The 26667-nt window shown below is 72.9% G+C and carries 20 protein-coding genes and 1 tRNA gene; 11 read left to right on the top strand and 10 right to left on the bottom strand.

Going from position 1 to position 26667, the window contains the following annotated elements; genetic code table 11:
• Positions 1 to 299: 299 nt before the first annotated feature.
• Together ACIQM4_RS17360 and ACIQM4_RS17355 are read right to left on the bottom strand one after the other, a co-directional pair.
• Positions 300 to 884: a TerD family protein gene (locus ACIQM4_RS17360; protein ID WP_401592068.1), complete on the bottom strand. Its 585-nt coding sequence runs from the start codon at positions 882 to 884 to the stop codon at positions 300 to 302.
• Between the two features lie 125 nt (positions 885 to 1009).
• A complete protein-coding gene (locus tag ACIQM4_RS17355; protein ID WP_401592066.1) occupies positions 1010 to 1420 on the bottom strand; it encodes a GNAT family N-acetyltransferase in 411 nt (136 codons plus the stop codon).
• Between the two features lie 178 nt (positions 1421 to 1598).
• On the opposite strand from ACIQM4_RS17355, the gene ACIQM4_RS17350 reads away from it, so the two are divergent.
• The 3 genes from ACIQM4_RS17350 (at position 1599) to ACIQM4_RS17340 (ending at position 5709) form a co-directional block, all read left to right on the top strand.
• Positions 1599 to 4250 (top strand): alpha/beta fold hydrolase, encoded by a 2652-nt coding sequence (locus ACIQM4_RS17350; protein ID WP_401592064.1) that lies wholly within the window; start codon positions 1599 to 1601, stop codon positions 4248 to 4250.
• A 35-nt stretch (positions 4251 to 4285) separates the two neighbouring features.
• A complete protein-coding gene (locus ACIQM4_RS17345) occupies positions 4286 to 5164 on the top strand; it encodes an ABC transporter permease (protein ID WP_401592062.1) in 879 nt (292 codons plus the stop codon).
• Between the two features lie 74 nt (positions 5165 to 5238).
• Positions 5239 to 5709: a DUF1772 domain-containing protein gene (locus tag ACIQM4_RS17340; RefSeq protein ID WP_401592060.1), complete on the top strand. Its 471-nt coding sequence runs from the start codon at positions 5239 to 5241 to the stop codon at positions 5707 to 5709.
• A gap of 97 nt (positions 5710 to 5806) precedes the next feature.
• On the opposite strand, the gene ACIQM4_RS17335 is transcribed toward ACIQM4_RS17340, so the two are convergent.
• Together ACIQM4_RS17335 and ACIQM4_RS17330 are read right to left on the bottom strand one after the other, a co-directional pair.
• Positions 5807 to 6955 (bottom strand): glycosyltransferase, encoded by a 1149-nt coding sequence (locus ACIQM4_RS17335; RefSeq protein ID WP_401592058.1) that lies wholly within the window; start codon positions 6953 to 6955, stop codon positions 5807 to 5809.
• A gap of 208 nt (positions 6956 to 7163) precedes the next feature.
• Positions 7164 to 7236 (bottom strand) — tRNA-Arg (locus tag ACIQM4_RS17330).
• 339 nt (positions 7237 to 7575) lie between these two features.
• Here ACIQM4_RS17330 and ACIQM4_RS17325 point away from each other — a divergent pair.
• The 7 genes from ACIQM4_RS17325 to ACIQM4_RS17295 all read left to right on the top strand — a co-directional run bounded on the left by ACIQM4_RS17325 (position 7576) and on the right by ACIQM4_RS17295 (position 16633).
• Complete coding sequence (locus ACIQM4_RS17325) at positions 7576 to 9159, top strand: dynamin family protein (protein WP_401592359.1); 1584 nt, start codon at positions 7576 to 7578, stop codon at positions 9157 to 9159.
• 152 nt (positions 9160 to 9311) lie between these two features.
• Complete coding sequence (locus ACIQM4_RS17320) at positions 9312 to 11153, top strand: GTPase (protein WP_401592357.1); 1842 nt, start codon at positions 9312 to 9314, stop codon at positions 11151 to 11153.
• Between the two features lie 241 nt (positions 11154 to 11394).
• Positions 11395 to 11970, top strand: a complete 576-nt coding sequence (locus ACIQM4_RS17315; RefSeq protein ID WP_401592056.1) for a single-stranded DNA-binding protein — start codon at positions 11395 to 11397, stop codon at positions 11968 to 11970.
• A 218-nt stretch (positions 11971 to 12188) separates the two neighbouring features.
• Positions 12189 to 13640, top strand: a complete 1452-nt coding sequence (locus tag ACIQM4_RS17310; RefSeq protein WP_401592054.1) for a TQXA domain-containing protein — start codon at positions 12189 to 12191, stop codon at positions 13638 to 13640.
• 161 nt (positions 13641 to 13801) lie between these two features.
• On the top strand, positions 13802 to 15466 hold the full coding sequence (ettA, locus tag ACIQM4_RS17305) for an energy-dependent translational throttle protein EttA (RefSeq protein ID WP_401592052.1): 1665 nt from the start codon (positions 13802 to 13804) through the stop codon (positions 15464 to 15466).
• Positions 15467 to 15495: 29 nt separating this feature from the next.
• Complete coding sequence (locus ACIQM4_RS17300) at positions 15496 to 15939, top strand: acyl-CoA thioesterase (RefSeq protein WP_401592050.1); 444 nt, start codon at positions 15496 to 15498, stop codon at positions 15937 to 15939.
• A gap of 16 nt (positions 15940 to 15955) precedes the next feature.
• Positions 15956 to 16633, top strand: coding sequence for a hypothetical protein (locus ACIQM4_RS17295; protein WP_401592048.1), 678 nt, complete (start codon positions 15956 to 15958; stop codon positions 16631 to 16633).
• Between the two features lie 88 nt (positions 16634 to 16721).
• On the opposite strand, the gene ACIQM4_RS17290 is transcribed toward ACIQM4_RS17295, so the two are convergent.
• Positions 16722 to 17126 (bottom strand): globin, encoded by a 405-nt coding sequence (locus ACIQM4_RS17290; RefSeq protein WP_401592046.1) that lies wholly within the window; start codon positions 17124 to 17126, stop codon positions 16722 to 16724.
• Between the two features lie 96 nt (positions 17127 to 17222).
• Here ACIQM4_RS17290 and ACIQM4_RS17285 point away from each other — a divergent pair, with 96 nt between their 5' ends.
• Complete coding sequence (locus ACIQM4_RS17285; RefSeq protein WP_401592044.1) at positions 17223 to 18188, top strand: methyltransferase domain-containing protein; 966 nt, start codon at positions 17223 to 17225, stop codon at positions 18186 to 18188.
• Between the two features lie 40 nt (positions 18189 to 18228).
• Here ACIQM4_RS17285 and ACIQM4_RS17280 read toward each other — a convergent pair whose 3' ends face one another.
• The 5 genes from ACIQM4_RS17280 to ACIQM4_RS17260 form a co-directional block, all read right to left on the bottom strand.
• The gene (locus ACIQM4_RS17280) at positions 18229 to 19230 is read right to left on the bottom strand and encodes an FHA domain-containing protein (RefSeq protein ID WP_401592042.1); all 1002 of its coding nucleotides are present in this window, start codon (positions 19228 to 19230) and stop codon (positions 18229 to 18231) included.
• Positions 19231 to 19331: 101 nt separating this feature from the next.
• Entirely contained in the window at positions 19332 to 20690 is a 1359-nt protein-coding gene (locus ACIQM4_RS17275; RefSeq protein ID WP_401592040.1) for a VWA domain-containing protein, read from the bottom strand.
• Positions 20691 to 20774: 84 nt separating this feature from the next.
• Positions 20775 to 22328, bottom strand: a complete 1554-nt coding sequence (locus tag ACIQM4_RS17270) for a protein phosphatase 2C domain-containing protein (protein WP_401592038.1) — start codon at positions 22326 to 22328, stop codon at positions 20775 to 20777.
• 2 nt (positions 22329 to 22330) lie between these two features.
• Complete coding sequence (locus ACIQM4_RS17265) at positions 22331 to 25117, bottom strand: tetratricopeptide repeat protein (RefSeq protein WP_401592036.1); 2787 nt, start codon at positions 25115 to 25117, stop codon at positions 22331 to 22333.
• Positions 25114 to 26520, bottom strand: coding sequence for a hypothetical protein (locus ACIQM4_RS17260; protein WP_401592034.1), 1407 nt, complete (start codon positions 26518 to 26520; stop codon positions 25114 to 25116). The genes ACIQM4_RS17265 and ACIQM4_RS17260 overlap by 4 nt, the downstream gene beginning before the upstream one ends.
• Positions 26521 to 26667 lie beyond the last annotated feature (147 nt).

Here is a 26667-nt window from a genome sequence, read left to right as displayed (position 1 = left end):
AATGATTACCGAGGGCGTTCTCCGGCCGGTTCCGGGACGGCTACGACAGTGCCGTGCGGCGGCCAGGAGGCGAGAACACCCCACCTGCGACAGCGGTAATGGGTCTCACCTCCCTGGTCGTGGCCCGCACGTGCGGCGGGCTGCAGGAGCCGACCCTACCCGAGGGCTCCGGACCCGTACAGGGCGGTCGGCGGACGCGGGACGGCGGTCGGCGGCGGCAGTCTCCGGGGTGCGCCGCCCCTCCCCGGCACGACATCCGTGGGTCCCGGGAAGGGGCGGCAACCGGCCCGGCGGGCCGGTTACTTGTTCGCGGCGAAGCGCATCAGGGCCTGCTCGTCGCCCTGCTTGACCTTGCCGGTCGTGTTGATGACCTCAAGCTTCCAGTTGGCGCCGTCGCGGACCGCCTTGGCGACGGCGCACGCGTTGTCGCTGGTGAGCAGCGAGGGCCAGATGTCAGCGACCTGCTGGGCGCTGCCGCCGGAGGCGTCGTACACCTTGAAGCTGATGTTGCGCGCCTTCGAGAAGGCGCTGCCCTTCTTGTACGCGGCGGACACGAACACGATGGACGTGACGTTGCCCGGCACCCGGCCGAACTCCACGGTCACCGTCTCGTCGTCACCCTCGCCCTTGCCGGTCTGGTTGTCGCCGCTGTGCACCAGCGCGCCGTTGCCCAGCGGGTCCAGCGAGTCCAGCCCGGCGAGGCGCACCGGGTCGGGGCCGGCCATGGCGATGGCGATCAGGTCGAGGTCGGTGCCGACCGTCCGGCGCAGCTTGCCCAGGACACCGCCGCTGGCGCCCGATGTCGGGTCCCAGGACACCCCGATGGACAGGTGGGTCACGCCGGCCAGGTCCGCCGGTCCGTCTTCCTTGCTGAGCGTGATCATGTGCGATCCCTTTGCTGGTGGACAAGTGAGCACAAAGTCTGCATCGTGCGTCCCGCCCCGCCGAGCCCGGGGGTGGCGGGGGCCGCGCCCGGGGCGGCGGCGGTGCGCCGCGCACGCCGGGCGGGTCAGTCGAAGTCCCAGGTGAGCATGGCGAACACCCCGTCCCCGCGGGCCCCGGCCGCGGTGTACGTGGCCAGGGCCGCCGTGTTGTCCGTGTCGACACCGACCCACATGCCGTAACAGCCGCGCGTGCGGGCCTCCTTGGCGAGCGCCTCGGTCAGCGCGCGCCCGACGCCGCGCCGTCGGTGCCCCTCGTCCACCGACAGTTCGTACAGGCATATCTCCGCGCCCTTGTCCGGGTGCAGCATCTCGATGCCGGAGACCATCCCGGCGAGGAACCCGTCGGCGTACGCGAGGAGCATCACATGGCCGGGCGCGGCGAGGAAGCGCTGCGCCCACTCCTCGCGCGGCGGGGCGTCGAAGAGGTGTCCCGCGGCGAGCAGTTCGGCGGTGGTGGTGGCGCGGCGGATCTCCATGCGGGTCTCCCTGCGGGTCTCCCCGCGCTCGCGCGGGACCGTTCGGCGAGAGCGCCCGGTCCACGCGGACGTACAGCGGCTGCGGTACGGCGGCGAGCCGGTCTACTCCCCGAGGAGGTGCACCGGTTCCGCCTGACGGCAGCCTAAAGCCACCGGGCGGGCGCTTAGGGTCGGAACCATGGAGAATCCCCTTCGCCGTTTCCCGCGCGGGCGCCTGCGCGGGAAACGGCTCGCCGCCGTGCTCGCGGTGCTCGCCGTGCTGCTGGGCGGTGGAGTCTGGGCCGGAGTCGCCGCCGCGGCAGACGACCCGGCCCCGGTGCGCAGAACCGAACAGCTGGTGCAGATGCCGGGCGCCCGCATCGACACCTCGTACTTCACCGCGGGCGACCCCGGTACCCGTCGGCCGGCCGTCCTCATCGGGCACGGCTTCGGCGGCAGCAAGAAGGACGTGCAGGCCCAGGCCGAGGAGCTGGCCCGGCACGGGTACGCGGTCCTCACCTGGTCCGCGCGCGGCTTCGGCGCCTCGGGCGGGAAGATCGGCCTCAACGACCCGGCCACCGAGGTCAAGGACGTGTCCCGGCTGATCGACCGGCTCGCCGCCCGCCCCGACGTCCTGCTCGACAAGGCGGGCGACCCGCGCGTGGGCGTCACCGGAGTCTCCTACGGCGGCGCGATCTCCCTCCTCGCCGCGGGCCACGACCCGCGCGTGGACGCGATCGCCCCCCGGCTGACGTACTGGAACCTCGCCCAAGCCCTCTTCCCCGACGGGGTGTTCAAGAAGCTCTGGGCCGGGATCTTCGTCACCACGGGCGGTGGCTGCGCGCGCTTCGAGCCGAAGCTGTGCGAGATGTACGAGCGGGTGGCCGTCGCGGGCAAGCCGGACGACGCGGCCCGCAAAACCCTGGAGGAGCGCAGCCCGTCGGCCGTCGCGGACCGGATCAAGGTGCCGGCGCTGATCGTCCAGGGGCAGAGCGACTCGCTCTTCCCGCTCGGCCAGGCGGACCTGATGGCCGGTGCCGTGGCCAGGAACGGCGCCCCGGTCGCCGTCGACTGGGTCTCCGGCGGACACGACGGCGGCGACCAGGAGACGGACCGCGTCAACGGCCGCGTCACCGATTGGTTCGACCGCTACCTCAAGGACGACACGACCGCGGACACCGGGCCTGGCTTCCGGGTGAGCCGGACCGGTGGGGTCGACTCCACCAACGGCGCCGCCAGCCTGCGCGGCGCGGACGCCACCCGCTACCCGGGGCTGCGCCACGACGTGCGCGACATCGCGCTCACCGGCCGCCGCGGCCCGCAGCAGACCTTCGCCAACCCGGCCGGGGCGAGCCCGCCCGGCATCTCCTCCGTACCCGGCGCGGGAGCCCTCTCGCAGCTCTCCGGGCTCGGCGTGGGCCTCTCGCTCGACTTCCCCGGCCAGTACGCGCAGTACGACTCCGCGCCGCTGGACACCGGCCTCCAGGTCACCGGCGCGCCGACCGTCAAGGTGCGGGTGCGGTCCGACCAGGACGACATGGTGCTCTTCGCCAAGGTCTACGACGCGAGCGCGAACGGCAGGCAGGTGCTGCCGCACCAGCTCGTCAACCCGGTCCGGATCACCGGCGCCAAGGCGGGGCGGACCGTCGAGCTGACCCTGCCCGCCATCGACCACAAGTTCCAGGCCGGGCACCGGATGCGGCTGCTCCTCACCTCGACGGACCTCGGTTACGCGTCGCCCGCCGAGCCGGCCACGTACACCGTGAACCTGCAGGGCGGCCTCCAGGTCCCCACCGATCCCGCCCTGGCCACCGCCGCCGCCGGGCTCGCCTGGTGGGTGTGGGGGCTGCCGCTCGCGGGCGCGGCCCTCGCGGGGCTGCTGCTGATCGGTGCGCGCCGCGGAACGGTCGCACCGCCCCCCGACCCGGCGCTCGCCGACGTACCGCTGACCATCACCTCGCTGAGCAAGCGCTACGGCAGGTCCGGCGACAGGTACGCGGTGCGTGACCTGTCCTTCCGGGTCGAGCGGGGGCAGGTGCTCGGGCTCCTCGGGCCCAACGGCGCGGGCAAGACCACCACGCTCCGGATGCTGATGGGCCTGATCAGCCCGGACGGCGGCGAGATCCGCGTCTTCGGGCACGCCGTCCGCCCCGGCGCGCCGGTCCTCTCGCGGGTCGGCTCGTTCGTCGAGGGCGCGGGCTTCCTCCCGCACCTCTCGGGCCGCGCCAACCTCGACCTCTACTGGCAGGCCACCGGACGGCCCGCCGCGGACGCGCACATCGAGGAGGCCCTGGAGATCGCCGGTCTCGGCGACGCACTCCAGCGCGCGGTCCGCACGTACTCACAAGGCATGCGCCAGCGCCTGGCCATCGCCCAGGCCATGCTGGGCATGCCGGACCTGCTGATCCTGGACGAGCCGACCAACGGCCTCGACCCGCCGCAGATCCGCGAGATGCGCGACGTGATGATCCGCTACGCGGCCGGCGGACGCACCGTCATCGTCTCCAGCCACCTGCTGTCGGAGGTCGAACAGTCCTGCACGGACCTCGTCGTGATGGACCACGGCAAGCTCGTGCAGGCCGGGCCCGTCGCCGAGATCATCGGCTCGGGGGACACCCTGCTGGTCTCCGTCGACGGCGAGGTGAGCGAGGCCGTGCTCGACAAGGTGTCCGCGCTGCCGGGCGTCGGCACGGCGGTACGCGCCGAGGGCGGGCTGCTGGTCCGCCTCGACGGCGCCTCGGCGCAGTCCCTCATCGTGGAACTGGTGCGTCTGGACGTCCCGTTGAGCGGGGTGGGCCCGCACCGCCGCCTGGAGGACGCGTTCCTCACCCTGATCGCGGGCTCCGCATGAGCGCCGGCGGCAGTCACACTGATCGGAGACCGGGCATGAGCACCAGTACCGTCGGCACGGAGAGGGCGCCCGGCTACCGGCCGGGACGGACCCTGCCGCTGCGCGTCGAGGCCAGGCGCCAGTGGCGGCGGCGCCGCACCATGGTCATGGCGATCATCCTGGGCGCCCTGCCGTTCGTCCTCATCGCCGCCTTCGCCATCGGCGGCACCCCCTCCGAGAACGACGGCGGCGGGGGCGGCGGGCGGATCAACCTCATGGACACCGCCACCCAGTCCGGCGCGAACTTCGCCGCGACCTGTCTGTTCGTCTCGGCGGGCTTTCTGCTGATCATCCCGGTGGCGCTGTTCTGTGGTGACACGGTCGCGTCCGAGGCCAACTGGTCCTCGCTGCGCTACCTGTTGGCGGCCCCGGTGCCGCGCGCCCGGCTGCTGTGGAGCAAGCTGGCGGTCGCACTCGCCTTCAGCCTGGCGGCGATGGTGCTGCTGCCGCTGGTCGCCCTGATCGCCGGTACGGCGGCGTACGGGTGGGGCCCCCTGGAGCTGCCCACCGGCGGCGCGCTCGCGGCCGGTGCCGCGGTGCCGCGCCTCGCCCTGGTCGTCGCGTACCTGTTCGTGTCGCAACTGGTCACGGCGGCGCTCGCGTTCTGGCTCTCCACGAAGACGGACGCCCCGCTGGGCGCGGTCGGCGGCGCGGTCGGCCTGACCATCGTCGGGAACGTCCTGGACGCGGTCACCGCCCTCGGCGACCTGCGTGACTTCCTGCCCGCGCACTGGCAGTTCGCCTGGGTGGACGCGCTCCAGCCACAGCTGGAGACGGGCGGGATGGTCAAGGGTGCGGCTATCTCGGTGACGTACGCACTGGTGCTGTTCGCGCTCGCCTTCCGGGGCTTCTCGCGCAAGGACATCGTGTCGTGACAGCCGACGTCGTGCGGGAGTGCGTGGCCTGAAGGTGCTGTGGGGCACGCTGCGTTCTGTACATCATGGGCGGCATGTCAACTCTTCTGCTGGCGCTGGCAGTTGTCTCCACCGGTCTCTACGCGGGCATGATGCTGGTCTTCCTGACCGGCATCATGCCCGCCATGGCGCGGTTGAACGACGAGCAGTTCGTCACGGCGATGCGGCGCATCAACGAGGACGTGCCACGGGGCGTCTTCGTGACGACGATGTTCGCCTCGATTGCCTTTCCCGCCGCCGCCCTCTTCGTCGACCCCGACGGGGGCCGCTCGGGCACCCAGTTCTGGCTGCTGGCCTGCGGCCTGGCCCTCACCTTCCTCAACCACGTCGTCACGGCCGGTGGCAACGTCCCGCTGAACAACGCCCTCGCGGCCTCGGAGGGGGCCGGCACCCCGGACGCCACGGCCAGGGCGGCGTTCGAACCCCGCTGGAACAGGGTGCACCGGATCCGCACCCTGCTCGCGACAGCGGGGTTCGCACTGGTGGTGGCTGCCGCGCTGAACTAGGCGGTGGGGGAGGGGGAGTGGGGCCGTGAGCCTCCCGCTCACTCTCCCACCTCCCGCTCACTCTCCCACCTCCCACCTCCCGCCTCCCGCTCATCCCTCACCGCTTCAGCAGCGTGAACAGGTCGTCCCACCGTTGACCGACCACCTCGGGCGCGTACCGCCGCACCTTCTCCCGGGCCGCGTCGCCGAATTGTTCCCGTAGCTCCCGGTCCACCATCAGCAGCTCGATCTTTCGCGCCATTTCGTCGACGTTGCCCGGCCGGGCGAGCAGCCCGTCGACGCCGTCCGTGACGATCTCCCGTACTCCGGGCGACGTGTTGAAGGCGACGCAGGGCAGCCCGGCCGCCATCGCCTCCAGCGGCGCCACCGGGAACCCCTCCTGCCGCGACGGCAGCACGAACAGCGATCCCTCCCGCAGCGCCCCCGGTACGTCATGGGTGAACCCGCGCCACTCCACGGACGCCCCGGTGCCCAGCTCCGCACACTGCTTCTGCAGCGCGTTCCCGCGCGCCCGCGCGTCGGCGGTGCCCTCGCCGTACATCAGCAGCCGCCACTGCGGATGGCGCGGCGCGACCTGCGCCCACGCGTCGAGCAGGATGTCCGGGCCCTTGTCGTGGTCGAGCCGCCCGATACTCAGCACGCACCGCCGGTCGCGCGGTGAGGGCTCGGGCACGGGTCCCGGAAGGAGGGTCGGCATCACGCCTGCGTTGTTGACCCAGCTGCGGATCCACCAGTCGGCGTCCTGCCGGGTCGGGGCGAGCACCCGGTCCGCGTGCCGGCCGCACAGCCAGCGCAGCCGCCGGTAGCGGCCGGAGCCTCGGGTGACGGCGTACGGCTCATGACTCATCACGACGACCGAGAGCCCGGCGGTGTCCGCGAGCGCCACCCATTCCAGCGCCCACCCCTCGGTCACCACGACGACCCCGCGACTGCCCCGGAAGAGCGCCGAGAGCCGCGCGGCCTTCGCCCGCATGTCCAGCTCGTGTGCCCGCCGGCGCCGGTGTGCGGGCAGATCCAGCCGGTTCCTGGGGCGGGCGGGGGCGGTGGGCGGCGGCGCGTCGTACAGGGCGCTGACCGGGTACGGGGCACCGTCGGTCCGCAGCCGCCGCGCCCCGGCCGCCGCGTGCGCGACCCCGACGAACCGCACCCGGTGCCCCCGTTCGGAGAAGAGTCCGGCCAGTTTGTGGGCCCGGTGGGCGGGGCCGCCCTGCGCGTCGACGCTGCCGGAGACAACAAAGATGTCCAAGAGCTTTCCCCAGGCTGGAGGGCGAATAGGGCATTTCATATGAAATACACAAGGGAAAGCTCGTAGCTCTGGGGAGTGAAGCAATTGGCGGATCACCCGCGACGAGGCGTGGGTCGGAACCGCCTCGCGAATCCGCCCAGCACCTCTGCTCGCGAATCGCCGCACATGACAAAGCTGACCAGCGTCATTGCTGGTCAGCTCCGGTATGCGCCCCCGGCAGGACTCGAACCTGCGGCCAAGCGCTTAGAAGGCGCCTGCTCTATCCACTGAGCTACGGGGGCCGGTGGTGGGCCTGGGGCCCGGATCGGCCAGTGTGGCCGTTTGTGGCCGTTGCCGGGGACAAGGATAGGGCTCCGGCGGCCTCGGCCCGGTTGCTTCGCCTGCGTGGCACCATGTGGAGGTTCAGTGAAGCGACCCCGATAATCGCAGGCAGGTGCGAATCCCGCATCGCTTTTGACGTCTCGCGCCCCGGGTGTTGTGCACTCGTTATGCCTGCGCCCCACTCGTCCCAAGTGTCCCAGGGCGGTGATTGTCCTCGATTGGGGGGATATCGGCGCGCAGGGACAGTCCATACGCTTCAAAAAACGGTCATAGTTGGGCATTCTTCGTATGTGGTGACCTTGGACGTACGGCCTCAGCTGCTTGACGCACTTTCCGCCCTGCGCGACCGTGTCGCCGCCGTGCGCCTCCCTTTTCCGCTGCCGGGGGCGCCCCGCGCACGACAGACACGGGTGGAGCTCCTGGCTCAACTCGACGACTATCTGGTGCCCCGGCTCCGGGACCCCGAAGCGCCGCTGCTCGCCGTCATCGGCGGGTCCACCGGGGCGGGCAAGTCGACGCTCGTCAATTCCCTGGTCGGGCGGCGGGTCAGTGAGGCGGGGGTGCTGCGGCCGACGACGCGTACGCCGGTGCTGGTGTGCCACCCCGACGACCACCACTGGTTCGCGGGGCTGCGCGTACTGCCGCAGCTGACCCGGGTGTGGCTGCCCGAGCGCTGCGAGGAGGAACTCGACGAACCGGCCGGGAGCGGGGTGCTGCGGGTGGAGACCTCCGAGTCGCTGCCCCTCGGGCTCGCGCTGCTCGACGCGCCCGACATCGATTCGCTGGTGGCCGCCAACCGGGTGCTGGCGGCCGAACTCATCTGCGCCGCCGACGTGTGGGTGATGGTGACCACCGCCTCGCGCTACGCGGACGCCGTGCCCTGGCACTTGCTGCGTACCGCGAAGGAGTACGACGCGATGCTGGTCACCGTCCTGGACCGGGTGCCGCACCAGGTCGTCGGTGAGGTGTCGCGCCAGTACGCGGCCCTGCTGACCCGCGCCGGGCTCGGCGACGTACCGCGCTTCACCATCCCCGAGCTGCCCGAATCGGCCGGAGGGGGAAGCGGACTGCTGCCGTCCACCGCGGTGGGGCCGCTGCTGGAGTGGCTCACGCACCGCGCCAAGGACCCGGCCGCTCGACAGCAGGCCGTGGCCAGGACCGCGCGCGGCGCCATGGACTCGCTGAACGCCAGGATGCCCGCACTCGCGGGTGCGGTCGCCGCCCAGTACGCGGCGGCCGTACGGCTGACCACGGCCGTGGAGGACGCGTACGCGCAGGAGGGCGAGCGGGTGCGGCAACGGCTCCAGCGGGGTGCGGTGCTGTCCGGGGACGCCCTGACCCGCTGGCGTGCCCACCCGGTGGACGCCACGGACGGGGAGCTGCTGGACTCGCTGGTGGACAGCCTGATCGCGCTGCTCCAGTGCGCGGTGGCCGCCGCCGAGGAGCAGGTACGGGTCGCCTGGCGGCAGGAACCGGCCGCGCGGGCGGTCGTGCCGGACGGCCCCGACCCGGAGTCCGGCGAACGGATCGGGCTGGTCGTACGGCGCTGGCGGCGGGTGCTGGAGGAACTGGCCGAGGAGGAGGTGCGGCAGCTGGAACGGCCCGCCGCACCCGACGCGGAGGCCGTCGCCGCGCTCCTCGCAGCGGCGCTGCTCGGCGGGCTGCGGGCCCGCTCGGCCGGGGAGCGGCTGGCCGAGCGGATCGGCGCCCAGGGCGCGTTGCGGCTGCGGGAGAAGGGCGGCGAGCTGGTGACGACGTACATCGAGCAGGTGCTGCACGCCGAACGCGGCCGGCGCCTCGCACCGCTCGACGCGCTGGACGTGCGGCCCGAACCGCAGGCCGAGCTGATCGCCGCACTGTCCGTGACGAAGAGGGAGAGGTGACGGCTGTGACCGTGGAACAGGTGAAGACGGGTAAGGCCGCTACGAAGGCGGCGGGCGGTGGCACGGACGACGAGGCCGGTTCGAAGGCGTCGGGCCGCGGCGCCCGGGCGCCCGGGGTACGTGACGCGGAGGCGGCCGCGGGGCCGTCTGGGGTGTCCGACGTGGACGCCGACGGGGCGTCACCGGGGCGCGGTGCGCAGGAGACGGACGGGGAGCACGCGGGGCACGGCGTCAAGGGGCGGGACGGGCAGCCCCCGAGTGGCTGGGACGACGGGCTGATCGCACGGCGGGCGGTGGGCCGCAAAAAGGGACGGGGCGGGCCCGACGGCGACGTGCTGGGCGACTTCCCGCTGCCCGACGAGCTCGGCGACGTGCCGCCCGAGAGCGGTGAGTACGGCGCCGACCTGCGGGTACGGCTGGACGCGCTGCGGGAGTTGGTGGGTCTGTCCCGGGCCAGGCTCGAAGGGGACACGCTGCGCGAGGCGGGGCGGGTACTGGACGAGGCCGGGGCCAGGCGACGGCTGTCCGCCCAGCACACCGTCGTCGCCGTCGCGGGCGCGACCGGAAGCGGCAAGTCCACCCTCTTCAACTCACTCGCGGGGGTGCGGATCTCCGAAACAGGCCTCAAGCGCCCCACCACGTCCGCACCGATCGCCTGCAGCTGGACGGACGGAGCGGCCGGGCTGCTCGACCGCATCGGCATCCCGGGACGGCTGCGCAGGCGGCCGTTCCAGGCGGGGACGGGCGTCGGGGCCGGGGGTGACGAGGGGCTGCGCGGGCTGGTCCTGGTGGACCTGCCCGACCACGACTCGGCGCTGACCGCGCACCGGGAACAGGTCGACCGGGTACTGGCCCTGGTGGACGCGGTGATCTGGGTCGTCGACCCGGAGAAGTACGCGGACGCGGCCCTGCACGAGCGGTATCTGCGCCCCCTCGCCGGCCACGCGGAGGTCACCTTCGTGGTGCTGAACCAGATCGACCGGCTGCCCGGCGAGGCGGCCGACCTCGTACTGGACGACCTGCGCCGGCTCCTCGACGAGGACGGCATGGCGCTCGGCGAACACGGCGAACCCGGGGCGACGGTGCTCGCGCTTTCCGCCCTTACGGGTGACGGGGTGGAGGAACTCCGGGAACTGCTGAGGGCGTTCGTACAGGAGAAGGGCGCCGCGGGGCGGCGGCTCGCCGCCGATGTGGACGCGGCGGCCGCCGGGCTGCGCCCGGTGTACGTGGCGGAGGGGAGGGCGGGGCTCGGGGAGCGGGCCAGGCAGGAGTTCGCTGACCGGCTCGCGGAGGCGGTCGGCGCGGCGGCGACCGGCGAGGCGGCCGAGCGCGAGTGGCGGCGCAACGCGGGCAGGGCCTGCGGATCGCCGTGGCTGCGGCTGTGGCGGTGGTACGACGCGCGGCGGGTGCCCGGCAGCGGCCTCGTAGTGCCGGGGCGTGCGTTCGCGCGGTCGAAGGACGTGGAGGTGACCGCGCGGCAACGGGTCGAACAGGCGGTGCGTACGGTCGCCGACGCGGCGACGTCGGGGCTGCCCGCCCCCTGGGCGCACGCGGTGCGCGAGGCGGCGGTGCGCGGCGCGGAGGGGCTCCCGGAGGAACTGGACGTCCTCGCCGTGCGGGCCGGTGTGGAGCGGGGGCGGCCGCCACGGCCGGCCTGGTGGCCGGTCGCGGTGCTGGCGCAGGCCGCGATGACGCTGCTTCAGATCTACGGCGGGCTGTGGATGGTCGGCCAGGTGATCGGGGTGCTGCAGCCCGACCTGCTGCCGCCGTTCCTGCTGATGCTGTGCGGGGTGGCCGGCGGCCCGGTGGTGGAGTGGGGCTCCTGGGCGGCGGCCCGCGGCCCGGCCAGACGGTACGGGCAGGACGCCGAGCGACGGCTGCGGGAGGCCGCGGCGGGCTGCGGCCGGGCCAAGGTCCTGGACCCGGTCGCCACGGAACTGCTGCGCTACCGAGAGGTGCGGGAGCGGTACGCGGCGGTGACGGGGGCGGGGTGAGGGCGGCGGGCGCGGCAGGCTTGCCCGGACTCGCTCGGGCCCGCCCGGACCGTCCGGATCGGCGTCCGCCCCGACCCGCCCGCTACGGCGCCCCCGCCCCGTTCGGGTGACGAGGTTTTCCACAATCCGGTGGCGCTCCACAGGCCCGGCGGGAAATCCGGGAGCCGTCCAGCATGGGAGGCACCAGCCGGTACGCGGCTGGTCCGGCGGCTTCGCCGGACATGCGGACGGGGGACGTGCGATGAACGAGACGACGGTGACCCTGGTGGGGAACGCCGCCACCGGACCGATCACCACCGAGACACCGCTGGGCATCTCGGTGCGGTTCCGCCTCGCGGTGCGGGCCCGGCGGTGGGACCGCGAGCGGGCGACCTGGACGGACGGTCCGACCAGCTTCTACACGGTGTGGACGAGACGCACGCTGGCGTCGAACCTGAGCTCCTCGATCGATGTCGGTGACCCGCTGGTCGTGCACGGGCGACTGCGCATCAAGGAGGAGACCAGGGACGGCCAGCGCTGGTTCGCTGCGGACGTGGACGCCCTGACGGTGGGCCACGACCTGACCAGGGGCACATCGGCGTTCCGCCGGGTGGCCAGGGCGGATCCGCAGTTGGTGGAACCGGCGGCGGTCCGGGCCCGCGCGGAGGGGGCGACGGGCCGGGACGGGCCGGAGCCGGCCGCCCGGCCCGGTGTGCCGGACGGACCGCCGGGCTGGGCGTCCGAGACACCGGTGAGCTGGGCGGCGCGGGGAGCACCGGAGCAGAAACCGGCCGGTGGCGGAGAGAAGGCGAAGGCGAAGGTGAGGGCCGTGTCCTGAACGCCCCTTATGGGCCAGTGACTTGTCGACAAAGGCAAGGGCGAGGGTTACCGGCGATAACGATTCCGATTCGGAATCGGACGTCCGGACGCATGGCGGGGGGCTGTTCGGTATTGCTTCCTTAGGATTCCCGGATACCCATGGGGCACTTGAGGTTGCAGGCGAGGCACTCCCCCCACACGCATCATGCGAAAGCTCCTCGCCCGGAGGGGACTTGCATGTTTGGCGAAGCGACAGCTTCGAACCGGAACCACCAGGGTGTACGCCGCGCGGCGGCAGCCGTTCTCGCTGCCACCCTGTGCTCGGCGGGCGTACTGGCCGGCGCGCAGGGTGCGTCGGCCGCCGAACAGCCGCGCAACCCCGGCGGCGCGGCGGCGACCCTGGGCAGCCTCACCGTGCACGACACCGTGACCGTCCGCGACGCGGGCGAGGAGTGGAAGGCCGAGGCCGGGCTGTTCGAGATGGCTGTCACCGGCGGCGGCGCCCTGCAGAGCTACAGCGTCGACCTGCGGACCGCGGCGCGTGAGGGGACCACGTACCGGGAAGCTGGCTGGGAGCAGTCCTCGCTGCACGGGAACAAGAACGCCGGCCGGATCCGCTGGATCCTGGAGCACTCCTACCCCCAGGTCAACAACCTGGCGGCGCTCGCCCGGCAGGCCGGGGCGAAGTCCCTCGACGACCGGGCCGCCGCCGCGGGCACGCAGGCCGCGATCTGGCGCCTCTCCGACAACGTCGACGTCCGCCCGCGTGACCCGGACGCCGGGAAGCTCGCCGCCTACCTGGGACGCGTCGCGAAGGACGCACCCCAGCCGCCGCCCTCGCTCGCCCTCGACCCGCCCGCCGTGGCGGGACGCGCCGGGGAGCGCCTCGGGCCGGTGACCGTGCGCACCGAGGCGGACCGGGCGACCGTGCAGGTGGCGGGCGGCGCACCGGCCGGGCTGCGGGCCGTCGACAAGGACGGCAGGACCGTCCGCGAGGTCAAGGACGGGGCGCGGCTGTACTTCGAGATACCCCAGGGCGTTCCGGGCGGCACCACCGCACTGACCGTCCAGGCCGACTCCCCGGTGCCGATCGGGCGGGCCCTCGTCAGCGACACGCACAGCCAGACCCAGATCCTGGCCGGGGCCAGCACCTCCACCGTCACCGCCGACGCCACCGCCACCTGGGCCGCGCCGAAGGCGTCGGTGGCGATCCCGGCCCTGTCCGCGAGGAAGAACTGCGCGAAGGGCGGGGTCGACATCACCGCTTCGAACGCGGGCGACGCCCCGTTCGGCTTCGAACTGCTGGGTTCCCGGCACACCATCGAGGCGAAGAAGACCCGGACGGTGACCGTCCCGCTGCAGGAGGACCAGGCCTACGACCTCACGGTCCCGGGCCCCGACGGGCTCGGCAGGAACTTCACCGGCGTCCTGGACTGCGAGACCGCGGGCACCGTCGCCATCGGCACCGCCGACGCGCCCGCCAACCGCCCGGCCCCGGCCACCGCGGGCCAGCCCACCCCGCTCGCCACCACGGACGACGAGAACCTCGCCGCGACCGGCGGCTCGGCGGCCACCCCGATGATCGGCTACCTCGCGCTCGGCATGGTCGTCCTGGGCGGCGGCGCCGTCTTCCTGCTCCGCAAGAAGACACCCGAGCCCGCCCCCGAGGCCACGCCCGACAAGGACTGACCAGGTACGCAGGGGCCGGGGGCCCGCCGGCGCGGGCCGCCGGGCCCCCGCGCCCCCTGCTGCGGCCCCTGCCCCGGCGGGTATCCGGTTTCCGCCGGGGGAGTGACGTCAGGCAAGATGGGGTCTATCTGCCCACCCCTCGATCTGCCGGACGGTTTCTCTTGGCTGAGTTCATCTACACCATGCGCAAGGCGCGTAAAGCGCACGGCGACAAGGTGATTCTCGACGACGTCTTCCTGAACTTCCTGCCCGGCGCGAAGATCGGTGTGGTGGGCCCCAACGGTGCCGGTAAGTCCACCGTTCTGAAGATCATGGCCGGGATCGAGCAGCCGTCCAACGGCGACGCGTTCCTGTCGCCGGGTTACAGCGTCGGCATCCTCATGCAGGAGCCGAAGCTCGACGAGTCGAAGACCGTCCTGGAGAACGTGCAGGACGGCGCCGCCGAACAAATGGGCAAGCTCAAGCGCTTCAACGAGGTCGCCGAGCTCATGGCGACCGACTACAGCGAAGAGCTCATGGACGAGATGGGCAAGCTCCAGGAGGACCTGGACCACTCCAACGCCTGGGACCTCGACGCCCAGCTGGAGCAGGCCATGGACGCCCTGGGCTGCCCGCCCGGGGACTGGCCCGTCACCAACCTCTCCGGCGGCGAGAAGCGCCGCGTGGCGCTCTGCAAGCTGCTCATCGAGGCCCCGGACCTGCTCCTCCTCGACGAGCCCACCAACCACCTCGACGCCGAGTCGGTGAACTGGCTGGAGCAGCACCTCGCGAAGTACCCGGGTGCCGTCGTGGCCGTCACCCACGACCGCTACTTCCTGAACAACGTCGCCGAGTGGATCCTGGAGCTCGACCGCGGGCGCGCGATCCCCTACGAGGGCAACTACTCCACGTACCTGGAGAAGAAGGCCACCCGCCTCAAGGTCGAGGGCAAGAAGGACGAGAAGCGCCAGAAGCGCCTCAAGGAAGAGCTGGAGTGGGTGCGGTCCAACGCCAAGGGGCGTCAGACCAAGTCCAAGGCCCGTCTCGCCCGCTACGAGGAGATGGCAGCCGAGGCCGACAAGATGCGGAAGCTGGACTTCGAGGAGATCCAGATCCCGCCGGGCCCGCGTCTGGGCTCGATCGTCGTCGAGGTGGAGAACCTCTCGAAGGCCTTCGGCGACAAGGTCCTGATCGACGACCTGAGCTTCACGCTGCCGCGCAACGGCATCGTCGGTGTCATCGGCCCGAACGGCGCGGGCAAGACCACGCTGTTCAAGATGATCCAGGGCCTGGAGACGCCGGACAGCGGCTCGATCAAGGTCGGCGACACGGTCAAGATCTCCTACGTCGACCAGAGCCGCGCCAACATCGACCCGAAGAAGACCCTGTGGGCCGTCGTCTCCGACGAGCTGGACTACATCAACGTCGGCCAGGTCGAGATGCCCTCGCGCGCGTACGTGAGCGCCTTCGGCTTCAAGGGCCCGGACCAGCAGAAGCCTGCCGGGGTGCTCTCCGGTGGTGAGCGCAACCGCCTCAACCTGGCGCTGACCCTCAAGGAGGGCGGCAACCTGCTCCTCCTCGACGAACCGACCAACGACCTCGACGTCGAGACCCTGTCGTCGCTCGAGAACGCCCTGCTCGAATTCCCGGGCGCGGCCGTCGTGATCTCCCACGACCGCTGGTTCCTGGACCGGGTGGCGACGCACATCCTCGCGTACGAGGGTGAGTCCCGCTGGTACTGGTTCGAGGGCAACTTCGAGTCGTACGAGAAGAACAAGGTCGAGCGGCTCGGCGCCGACGCGGCACGCCCGCACCGCGCCACCTACAAGAAGCTCACCCGAGGCTGAGGTTGAAGAAGGCTGGAGGCTGATGTCCCGTGGCTCGCCACATTTACTCCTGCCCCCTGCGCTGGTCGGACATGGACGCCTTCGGGCACGTCAACAACGTCGTCTTCCTGCGCTACCTGGAAGAGGCGCGGATCGACTTCATGTTCCGGCTGGCACCGGGGGAGGGCAGCGAGTCGTTCACCGGCGGCTCCGTCGTGGCCCGCCACGAGATCGACTACGTGCGTCCCCTCGTCCACCGGCACGAGCCGGTGCGGATCGAGTCCTGGGTCACGAAGATCGGCGCGGCGTCCCTGACGATCGCGTACGAGATCAAGGATCCCGAGCAGACGTACGTACGGGCGAGCACGGTCGTCGTCCCGTTCAACCTGGCGGAGGGACGGCCCCGGCGGATCACCGCCGAGGAGAAGTCCTTCCTGCGGGAGTACCTGGACGACGACGCCGCGACCGCCGGCGCCAAGGCCGTCGCGGCATGACGACGGGGCAGCGGTCATGACCGTGGGGGCGGGGGCCCGGACCCTGGAGCTGGACGGGCGGGGGGAGGCGGCGGATCTCGCCGCCTTCCTCGCCCGGCTGATCCACTACGACCGGGCCGCCGCCGTCCGCCTCCAGGCGGAGGGCGAGGCCCTGGCCGTCTTCGGCCGGCCGCCGTCCTTCGAGGTTCTCGCGGTACGCACCGCGAGGCTGGCCGCGCCCGCCCGGTTCGACGTGACCGTGTCGGCCGGGGCGCTCCTTGAGGGGATCGAGGAGGCGACGGGTGCGCTGGCCGTTCCCGAGCCGGTCACCGGCCCCCCGTGGGCCGGAATGCTGCCGCCGCGCGGCGGCTGGCAGCAGGCCGAAGGGGTGCCGGACGCCGTCGCCATGCGGGGCGTCGTGTCGGCGGCGGTCGCGGAATTCCGTTCCCGGGACGAGGAGTTGCCCCCCGAGGAGCGGACCAGGGAGGCCAGGGACCGGATCGGCCGTGACATCTGGTCGCGCACGCTCGGCGGGACCGAACTCCCGCTGCGGGCCGTGCACGCCGCCCATTCGCTCGGTTTCCTGCGGCCCGGCGTACCGGTCGCGCTGCTCTCCGCGGGGGGCTGGCTCCGGCTCCGTACCCCCTACGGTTCGGTGACGCTCCGCAGGGCGGCCTCCGGAGGCCTCGGAACGCTGAGCGTGGGCCCCGCCTGAGGCTGCGGCCTTGCCGGGTCACCAGGCGGGGGCGTCCCGTCCGGTGACCGCATCGCCGGTCGCTGAGTGCGGGGGCGCGCCCTCGCACTCAGCCCTCGGTGTTCACCATCGACGCGGCGGCGTACGTCATGTAGTTCCACAACTGCCGCTCGTGCTCGGCCTCCAGGCCCAGCTCGTCGACCGCCACCCGCATATGGCGCAGCCACGCGTCGTGCGCCGCCCGGTCCACCTGGAACGGCGCGTGCCGCATCCGCAGCCGCGGATGGCCGCGCGCGTCGCTGTACGTGCGCGGGCCGCCCCAGTACTGCATCAGGAACAGCGTGAAGCGCTCCTCGGCAGGGCCGAGGTCCTCCTCCGGGTACATCGGCCGCAGCAGCGGGTCCTCGGCGACGCCCTGGTAGAAACGGTGCACCAGGCGCCGGAAGGTCGCCTCCCCGCCCACCTGCTCGTAGAAGGTCTGCTCCTGAAGCGTTCCCCGCGGAATCTCGTTCACGATTCCATCGTCTCAGACGGCGCGGCGGAGGTCCCAGGACCTACGACCCCGCCCGCACCCTCGCCAAGGGGCCTCCCGTCGCGCCACAGTGGGCCTATGGGCGCACACGCGGAGTTCGTGGACCTGTACGCCGAGGAGCGGGCCACGCTGGTACGGGAGATCGCCGCGGCCGGCGCGCTGAAGGACCCGGCCTGGCGGGCTGCCTTCGGCGCCGTGCCGAGGCACCTCTTCGTGCCGTACTGGTTCCAGTTCAAGCCCGGCGGCCACGAACGCCTCTGGGGCGAGGACCAGGACCCGCAGCGCCGGGCCCGCTGGCTGCGCGGCGTCTACGCGGACACCGCGCTCGCCACCCGGGTACGGGACGGCGTGCTGCTCTCCTCCAGCAGCCAGCCCTCGCTGATGGCCAGGATGCTGGACGAGCTGGAGGTACGGGAGGGACACCGGGTGCTGGAGGTGGGCGCGGGCACCGGCTACAACGCGGCGCTGCTCTGCCACCGGCTCGGCGACGAGCACGTCACCAGCCTCGACCTCGATCCGGAGATCGTGGAGTCGGCCCGCACCCATCTGGGGCGGGCCGGGTACGCGCCGGCGGTCCTCACCGGCGACGGGGCGGCCGGCTGTTATGCCCACGCCCCGTACGACCGGATCATCGCCACCTGCACGGTGCCGTCGGTGCCGTCCGCGTGGCCGGCCCAGTGCAGGCCGGGGGCGCGGATCCTGGCGCCGCTGTCGACCGGGCTGATCGCGCTGCGGGTACGGGACGCGGGGTACGCCGAGGGCCGCTTCCTGCCGACCCCCGCCTACTTCGTGCCCCTGCGCGGCGGCACGGCGGCCCCCGCCCCGCGCTACACGGGCGGCCTGCCGCGCGCCGCGCTGGAGAACGACCTGTTCCGGTTCCTGCTCTCGCTCAGCGCGAACAGCCTGGACCCGCACGAGGCGCTGGCACTGTGGCACCTGGAGGGGCGCCCGAGACGGGAGAGGTTCGGGGTGACGGTCAGCGGGGCGGGCCAGTGGGCCTGGCTGGACGATCCGGCAGGACCGTACGCCTGGCCACTGGCCTGAACCGCCTCCCCGCACCTCTTCCGGGAATCTCCGGCGTTGCTCAGCCCCGGTGGACGGTGATCGTCGTCCAGGCGCCCACGTGCACCCGGTCGCCGTCCTGCAGGGGGACCGGGACGTACGGCTGGATCGGGTCCTCGCCGCCGTTGATGGTGGTGCCGTTCGTCGAGTTCTGGTCGACGACCGCCCACGTGCCGTCCGGCTGCTGCACCAGCACCGCGTGCTGGTGCGAGACGCCCGGGTCCTCCGGCGGGACGGCCAGGTCGACGTCGGGGGACTCACCGGTGGAGTGCCGGCGGCGGCCGATGGTGATCTGGTTGCCGGTGAGCTGGAGCTGCTGCTCCGGCGAGTACGCGGGCAGGTTCAGACCGCCCGCCTCCGGGCCGCTGCGCTGCATCATCGCCATGAAGTAGTCACGGTCGGGGCCGACCGTCGCCGACCAGTGCCCGCCGCCGGCCTGCGGAGCGCCCTGCGGCTGGTACTCCTGCTGGTAACCGCCGGGGCCCTGCTGGTGGCCCTGCTGCGGGTGCTGCCCCTGCTGCGGGTAGCCGCCGGGGCCGCCCTGCTGCTGCGAGGGCGGTGGCAGCATCCAGTCGTCCTCGCCGCCGCCGGTGTGCTGCGGCTGCTGGTACTCCTGCTGGTAGCCGCCGCCCGCGCCCTGCTGCTGGAAGGGCTCGGCGGGCCGGTTCAGCTGCGAGGGCCGCGAGCCCTGGTACTCGTACGGCTCGTGTCCCTGGTTCCCGTAACCCTGCTGTGGCTGCATGTGCTGCTGCTGCGGGGCGTACGGGGTGGCCTGGTGGGTGAGGAAGTTCCACCGGCACTCCTCGCAGTACGGCGCCATCGCCTCACGCGGCGTGCGGCACTGCGGGCACAGCTCGGCGTGCGCGGTGGCGTCCTGGCCCCCGTAGCCCTGGTCGGGCTGCGGCGGGTATCCGTACGCGGGTGGCGGCGGCGGAGGCGGCGGCACGGCGCCGGCCATGCGATGGCCGCAGACCTCGCACCAGTCGTCGGAACCCGACTGGTGTCCGTTCGGGCAGGTCGGCATGTCGGCGCTTCCCCCTCTCCTCGTCCGGCCCGCAGGCCGTACACAGCTCTGGACCGCCAGACTCCCTGGACGGCCCACGTCAGAAAATGGTTGTACTCGGTCTACTTCTTTACTCGGACGGTCTTCGTGGAGCGCGTTTCGAGAGTCATCTCGTCCGCTTCCGCGACCTTCGCCTTCAGCCGCACAGTACCCGTCGCCTCGTCGACGACGTCCACCACCTTCGCAAGCAGTTTCGCAGTATCCGCGTTCCCCGACGCGGCCGCGAGCTGCACCGCCCGTCCCAGTTTGGACGTCGCGCCGTCGAAATCGCCCGACTTCCGCGCATCCAGGCCCTGTTGGATTGCTTGTGCAAGTTCCGCCTGGCCGGTGTAGTGCGCGACCTGCGGATTGATCGAGGTGGAGGCGGCCATGTCGTCCGTCCAGACCGCCCGTACCAGCCCCTGGGACAGGGTCTGCGGGCTGCCGCCCGCGGAGTCGGGCAGGATCAGCGACACCCTGGCGGCCAGCATTTCCTGTCCCACACCGGCCTGCGGAACCGCCACGCAGACGTGGTAGTCCCGGGACTCGTCACCCCAGGAGCCGGTCGGGTAGTCGCCCGCCCGGGGCCCGGCCCCGGTGCGCCGGGAGGTCAGTTCCTCGACCGTGGGAGCGACCTGTTTGACGAATCTGATCTCGACGCCGACGGGGGTCCAGAGCCGCAGATTCACATCCGCGACCTCCTTGCCCATCGCGTTCTCCATCATCTGTGTGAAGTCGTCGGACAGCTGGGCCGGGTCCGCGACGATGTCGGCGGTGCCCAGCAGGGCGGACGCGATGCCCGTGACTTCTTTCACCTCCCAGTCCGTGCCCACCCCGCGGGCGTCACAGGTGAAACGGCCCGCGACGGCTTCGAGGGAGGCGGCCAGGTCCTGCGGCGACTCGTGTTCGTTGCGGCCGTCGGTCAGCAGGATGCCGTGCCGGATCGGGGCCTCGGACGAGGCGAGCAGCCGGTCGGCGAGCCGCAGCCAGGTGCCGATCGCGGTGCCGCCCCCCGCGGTCAGCGATCTGAGCGCGCCCTTGGCCCGGGCGCGGGTGTCGGCGTCCGCCACCGCGAGGGCGCCATGGCCCGGGTAGATCTCCTTGGCGAGGTGGGTGCCGCCGACCACCGCGAAGGCCGTCCCGTCGCGCAGCGCGTCGATCGCCGCGGCCGTCGCGTCCCTGGCGCCGCGCATCTTCGTCGGCGGGTAGTCCATCGAACCCGAGCAGTCCACCATGATCACCACGGCGGCCGTCGGGTCCTGGCCGGATATCGCAGAGGGCGCAAGGGACGTCCCGGCGAGGGGCGAGCCGCCGCTGGTGCCGCCACCGGTCGAGGTCACCGTGACGATCGCGTTGACCTCCCGGCCGCCCTCCGGCAGGAACTCGTTCTGATACACGTCGACGGAGAACTGCGGCACGTTGGACTTGGAGAAATTGGCCATCGAATCGGCTCCTAGCGAATCTTGCGAATCCAGGTCCCTGGGGACGGGGGCGAAGAAGCGGAACGTACGAGGGAGACGAGGGAGCTAGCGGGCGCCGTAGCCCGATCCTGCCCCTAGCGGCAGCATCGGGAACGGCAGTACCGCCACTGTTACGTTGTCGTGGCCCCCGCCGTCCAGGGCGTGTCCCACCAGCACCTGGGCGCTGTGCAGCGGGCGCCGCGCCGCGTCGGCCGGAATGACGTGTGCCATTTCCTGCGCCGCCTCCGCGTAGTTCCACAGCCCGTCCGTGCAGACGACGACCACTCCCGGCCGGTCCGGCTTGAACGAGGCGGTGTGCGGGTCGATCTCGTACGCGTCGGCGCCCAGCCAGCCGGTGATGGCGTGCGCACGGTCGTCCGCGTAGGCCTCGGCCTCACCCATCAGCCCGGCGGCGACCATCTGCGCGGCCCACGAGTCGTCCTCGGTGAGTCGGGCGGGCGGCGCCGACCTGTCGTCGGGCACCCAGTAGACCCGGCTGTCGCCGATCCAGCCGACGACCAGGAGGCCGCCCGCAATGATGGAGGAGACCAGCGTGCACGCCGGGGCGTTCTGGTGGCGGTGCGGGTCGTGCTCCATCGGCCGGGCCTGCTGCGCCGCCAGTACGTTGACGGCCTCGGCGGCGGCGAGGATCGCCTCGTGCAGGGCCTGCTGCGGGTGGGTGCCGCGCGGCAGGGACTCCAGCAGCAGGGTGTTCGCGGCGGTGGCCGCGGCGGCGGACGCCTCGTCGGGGCGGGTCGCGGACGACACCCCGTCGCAGACCACGGCGATGGTCGCCGTCGACCCGTCGGGCAGGGCCGCCTCGGAGATCGCGAAGGCGTCCTCGTTGCGGTGGTGGCGCAGCCCGCGGTCGCTCACCGCGGCGACGGACGCCAGCTCCCGCTCCTGGTGGTCGCGTTCGCGGGGCTGGGCGTGACCGCAGTTCTCGCAGTAGCCGTCGTCGTCGATCCGGCCGGCCCGGCAGGCGACGCACACCTTGGCGGGGCCCTCGTCGGGGGCCGCGGGGGCGGCGAGGGGATAGTCCTCGACGGTGGGCCGCTCCACGACGGGCAGGTCCGCGGTGTCCTCGCCGCTGTCGCCCTCGTCGAGGCCGGGCACGGAGGAATCGGGCACGGAGGAATCGGGGGCGGCGGAGGAATCGGGAGCGGGGAAGTCGGGCGCGGAGAAGTCGGCGGTCGGGGGGTGCGCGGCCGACACCGGGGCGGCCTGCTCGTCACCGGCGCCCGCGTGGCCGTTGCCGGGCCGGGCGGGGGACCCGGCCGGCCGCGCGGGGTGTTCGGACTGCTGCCCGGGGGTCTGGGCGGCTTGGGCGGGCGCCGGTTGGCCGGGGGTCCGGGCGGCCTGGGCGGGCGCCGGTTGGCCGGGGGCGGTGGCCGCCTGGCCGGGAGCCTGGGCGGGTGGGGCCTGGGCCGGTGGGGCCTCGGCGGGCCGTGGGTCCGGTCCCCGGCCGGGCGCGTGCGTCCCGACCGCCACCGTCGGGCGGTCCTGCGGTGGCTGCGGCACGGCGGTGAGGTCGTACCCGCACACCTCACAGAACGAGTCGCCCGTTTCCAGCGGCTCCTCGCAGCCGGGGCAGGCCGACAGCTGGTGCGTCTGCGACATCTTCACACCCAAGTCCGGGGGCGGAGGCGGTTGGCCCGCTCCACCAGTTCGATCCTCTCGTCGCCGCGCTGCGCGAGCCGTGCGAGCACCCGGTACGAGCGTTCCAGGCCGAAGCGCAGGCCCCGCTCGTCCAGCTGGCTGCCGAGCAGCGCGGTCTGCACGGGGCGGGCCCCGTGCCCACCGGAGAGTACCCAGTCGAGTGCGCTACCCAGCACCTCGGTGGCCAACTGCTCACGGCGCACGGCATCCAGACCGAAGCCCTGGAGGGCCTCGACCTGCGCCGCGGACGCCAGTAGATCGTCGATCAACGGCTCGTGCGCGGCGCGCCGCCGCAGTCTCGCCCGTACGGCGGCGACGCGTGCCGCCGTGTAGTGGATCGACGCCTCGGGCACCGACTCCAGCGTGCGGACCGCGGCGGGTCTGTCCCCGGCCGCCAGCTGCACCCGGGCGAGCCCGAACGCGGCGCTCACGTAACTGGGGTCGGTCGTCCAGACCAGCCGGTAGTACTCCGCGGCGTTGTCGAGCTGGTTGAGCACCTCCGCGCACACCGCGAGGGCCAGCTTGGGCGCGGCCTCACCGGGGAACGCGTCGTAGATCGCGTCGAAGGACAGCGCGGCCGTCTCGTTGTCCCCCGAGGTCAGGGCGGCGATGCCGCGGTACCAGACCACCCGCCAGTCGTCCGGGTACGCGGCGTCGAGCTCCTGCAACGTCTCTGCCGCGGTGCGCAGTTCACCCATCTCCAGGCGGGCCCGCAGCTCACGCAGCCGGCGCTCCACCGAGTCGCCAGGTGCCTGCTGGAGCGCCGTGATCAGTTCGGCGGGTGCAGCCGCCATCAGGCCCGCGAGGAACCCGGCGTTCGGGTCGTTCGGGTCGACCCGGGGCACGGGCAGCGCCAGTGCGGTGGTCGAGGGCGGCAGGGGCAGCAGGTACGGGGTGGCGTTCTCCGGGGCCACGGAGACCGGCTGCGGGGCGGGGGCGACAGGAGCCGCGGCCGGTGGGCCGCCGGGCACCGCAGGCACCTGAAGGGCCCCCTGGGCCGGGGGGTACGCGGCGTATGCGCCCACGGCGGGCTGCTGATGGGTCGGCGCGCCCGCCAGGGCGGCGGAGTACTGCCCGCCGGGAGCCTGGGCGAGGGGGTGGGCGGGGGGCTGGGCCTGCGGGTGACCGGAGGGCTGGGGGAGGCCGGAGGACTGGGCCTGTGCGGGGATCAGGGGCTGCGCCGGGAGCGAAGGCGGAATCTGGCCCTCCGCCTTCTTGCCGCGCCGTGCCCGGCGTGGAGCGGGCGGCGTCCGTACGCCCAACTGCGAAACGGACCCGGTCAGTTCGGCGAAGAGCCCGGTGTCCGTGACCCGCAGCTCGGGCCCGAACAGCGTCGAGAGCGACGGCCTCGGCCGTCCCGTCTGGAGCGCCACGACCTCCCTCAGCACCCCGGTCAGCTGGTCGGCCATCTCCGAGGCGGAGGCGAACCTGCGGGCCGGATCCGGGTCCGTCGCCCGTACGAGAAGCCGGTAGAACGACTCGTACTGATGGAAGACCGGAATGTGGTCCGGGTCCGGCAGCGAGTCGACGAAGACGTTCGTGTAGCCCTGGAAGTCGAAGGTGAGGACGGCCAGGGTGCGCGCCACCGTGTACAGGTCGGAGGCGACGGAGGGGCCCACCTCGGCCACCTCGGGCGCCTGGTAGCCGACCGTGCCGTAGATGGCCGACTCCTCATCGTCCATCCGGCGGACCGCGCCCATGTCGATCAGCTTCAGCTGGTCCTGCTGCTGGATCGCGTTGTCCACCTTGAAGTCGCAGTACAGCAGGTTGCGGCTGTGCAGGTGGCCGAGGGCCTCAAGGGCCTCGATGCCGTACGCGCACGCCTGCTCGACCGGCAGCGGGTCGCGCTTGCCGCCCGTGTCGCGGCGCTCGTTGGCGATCTCCTTGAGGGACTTGCCGCCGACGTACTCCATGACGATGTAGCCGTCCATGGAGCCGGTGCGGGTGTCCAGGTGCTCCACGAAGTTGTAGATCCGGACGATGTTGGAGTGCTCGATCTCGGCGAGGAAGCGGCGCTCGGAGATCGCGGCGGCCATCGCGTCCTGGTCGCCCGTGTCCAGGAGGCCCTTGAGGACCACCCATCGGTCCGAGACCGCCTTGTCCACGGCGAGGTACACCCAGCCGAGGCCGCCGTGCGCCAGGCAGCCCACCACCTCGTACTGACCGTGCACGACGTCGCCCGTGCCCAGCTTCGGTACGAAGGAGTACGGATTGCCGCACTTGGTGCAGAAGCCCTCGGTGCGGCCCACCTTGGTGCCGCGCGAACGGCCCACCTGGGCGCCGCACTCGGAGCGGGAGCAGAACCGCTTGCGCTCCGGCACCTCGGGATTCGCCATGATCGCGGTGCGCGGGTCGGGGCGCGGCACCTCCGGAACGCTGACCAGGCCCGCCCCCAGCCGGCTGCGGCCCGAGGCGGCCGTCGACTTGCCGGACGCCCGCACCGACACCGAACGGGACCCCGACGCCCCGGAGAGCGCCCGCGAAAGCCTGCCCGAGACCGAACGGCGGGAGGTCGCCGAGCGCGAGGACCGGGACGCCTGCGAGGAGGCGCGCGAAGTGCTGCCCAGCGAGCTGCTGTTCGAGCCGCGGGCGGACGCGGCGCCGCCGCCCGTGACACCGGTCGTGGTCGCGGCGATCAGGCCGGTGGGTGACACCACGGGGGCGAGCCCGCAGGTGTCGCAGTACATCTCGCCGCCGCCCATGTCCTCGTAGGTGCCCCCGCAACCGGGGCGCTGGCAGGCCGTGCTCATGAGTTACCCCCGTGGGTGCGGTCGTAGGGCCCCGCGGCGGGACCGTCGTGCGGCGGCCCGGCGGACGGGCCTCCACCGGCCCCCGCGGCGGGACCCGATGGCCGTGGTGCGAGGACCTCCCTGGCGCTCTGCTGGTAGCGCAGCACCGCCTGCTCGGCCACCCGCAGGTCGCAGGGCGCGCTCCACAGCATCCGGCGGGCCGCGTCGTAGCGCTCGATGAGCTGCGGGTCCTCCGCCATGCCGTGCCGGGAGACCTTCGCCCGGTAGGCGTCCAGCCTGCCGCGCAGCTCCGCGCGGACCGCCAGCGGCGCGGTCACCGCGGTCAACGACTCACGGGCCCGCAGCAGTTCGTCCTCGGCGTCCCGCTCCAGCGACTCCAGCAGCGGGGACAACCGGTGCCACTGGGCCCGTCTGCGGTAGTCGGCGGCCGTCGCCAGGAGCTCCTGGAGCGCGGTGGGCGGGCCGCTCACCGCAGGCACCTCGGACGCCGCGATCTTCGCGAGTACCTCGCCGCGCGCCGACCTGGCCTCGGTCAGGGTGCGGTCCGCCCGCGAGAGCACGTCGCGCAGCCGCAGCAGCCGCTGCTCGGCGTCCTGCCGTACGGTCAGCACCGCGTCGATCTCCCGCCGGACGTCCTCCAGCGCGCGGGCCGCCCGGTCGTAGCGGTCGGTGTCCGGGCGGCCGCCACCGGGCGCCGAACTCCCGGCCGCGGGGCGCCAGAAGGCCAGCGGGTCGGACACCACCTGGGCGCGAAGCGTCGCCAGCTCCTGGGTGATCGACTCCAGGTCGTCGCCGGCCGGGTGCTCGCCCGGCCGTACGCCGACGGAGTGCGCGAGGGAGCGGGTGCGGTGCAGCTCCGCGGCGAGAAGGTCTATCCGGGCGGGCAGCGCCGACCACACCGCGTCCGCGGTGACGACCATGTCGAGCGAGGAGGCGTACAGCTCGTTCATCCGGCTCACCAGCTCGGCGAGCGAGAAGTGCTCGGAGAGCTTCGCGGGCCCGGTGATCGACGCGGGGGCCCCGTGCGGGTGCGCGCCGCCCGCCACCGTGACGCCCCGGCCCTGGAGGACGTCGGTCAGCTCGGCCAGGTCCTCGCGGCTGGGCCAGCGCCGCCGGGCCCGCACCTCGCGGGCGCCCCGGACGGCGGCGCAGTACGCGTCGAAGTACGTCCACAGCAGCGTGATCGCGCGCTCGGCGGACGCCCAGCGGTCCTTGGTGGTCCCGGTCAGCTCGGCGCCTTCGAGGAGCCGCCGGCCCGCGTGGTCCTGGAGGGCGAGCAGCGAGGTCTCGATCGCCTCGTGCTCGGCGCCGAGCCGGGCCAGCGCGCGGTCCACCTGGTCCCGGTCCAGGACCGGGCCCGGGTGGCTCCCCGCGGAGCCGGGGGAGGATCCCGCGACGCCCATCGATCACCTCTCCGCTTCTGCCGTCAACTGCTCTTGTGGTGCTGGGTGCTGGGTGCTGGGTGCTGCTCGGTGGTGCCGGGTGGTGCTCGGTGGTGCCGGGTGGTGCTGAGTGGTGCCGGGTGGCCGCCTGGCCGGCCGGTGCGTCCG

The organism is Streptomyces sp. NPDC091272, from assembly GCF_044757485.1.
Classification (GTDB): Bacteria; Actinomycetota; Actinomycetes; order Streptomycetales; family Streptomycetaceae; genus Streptomyces.
This window is presented reverse-complemented; position numbering and strand designations above follow the sequence as displayed.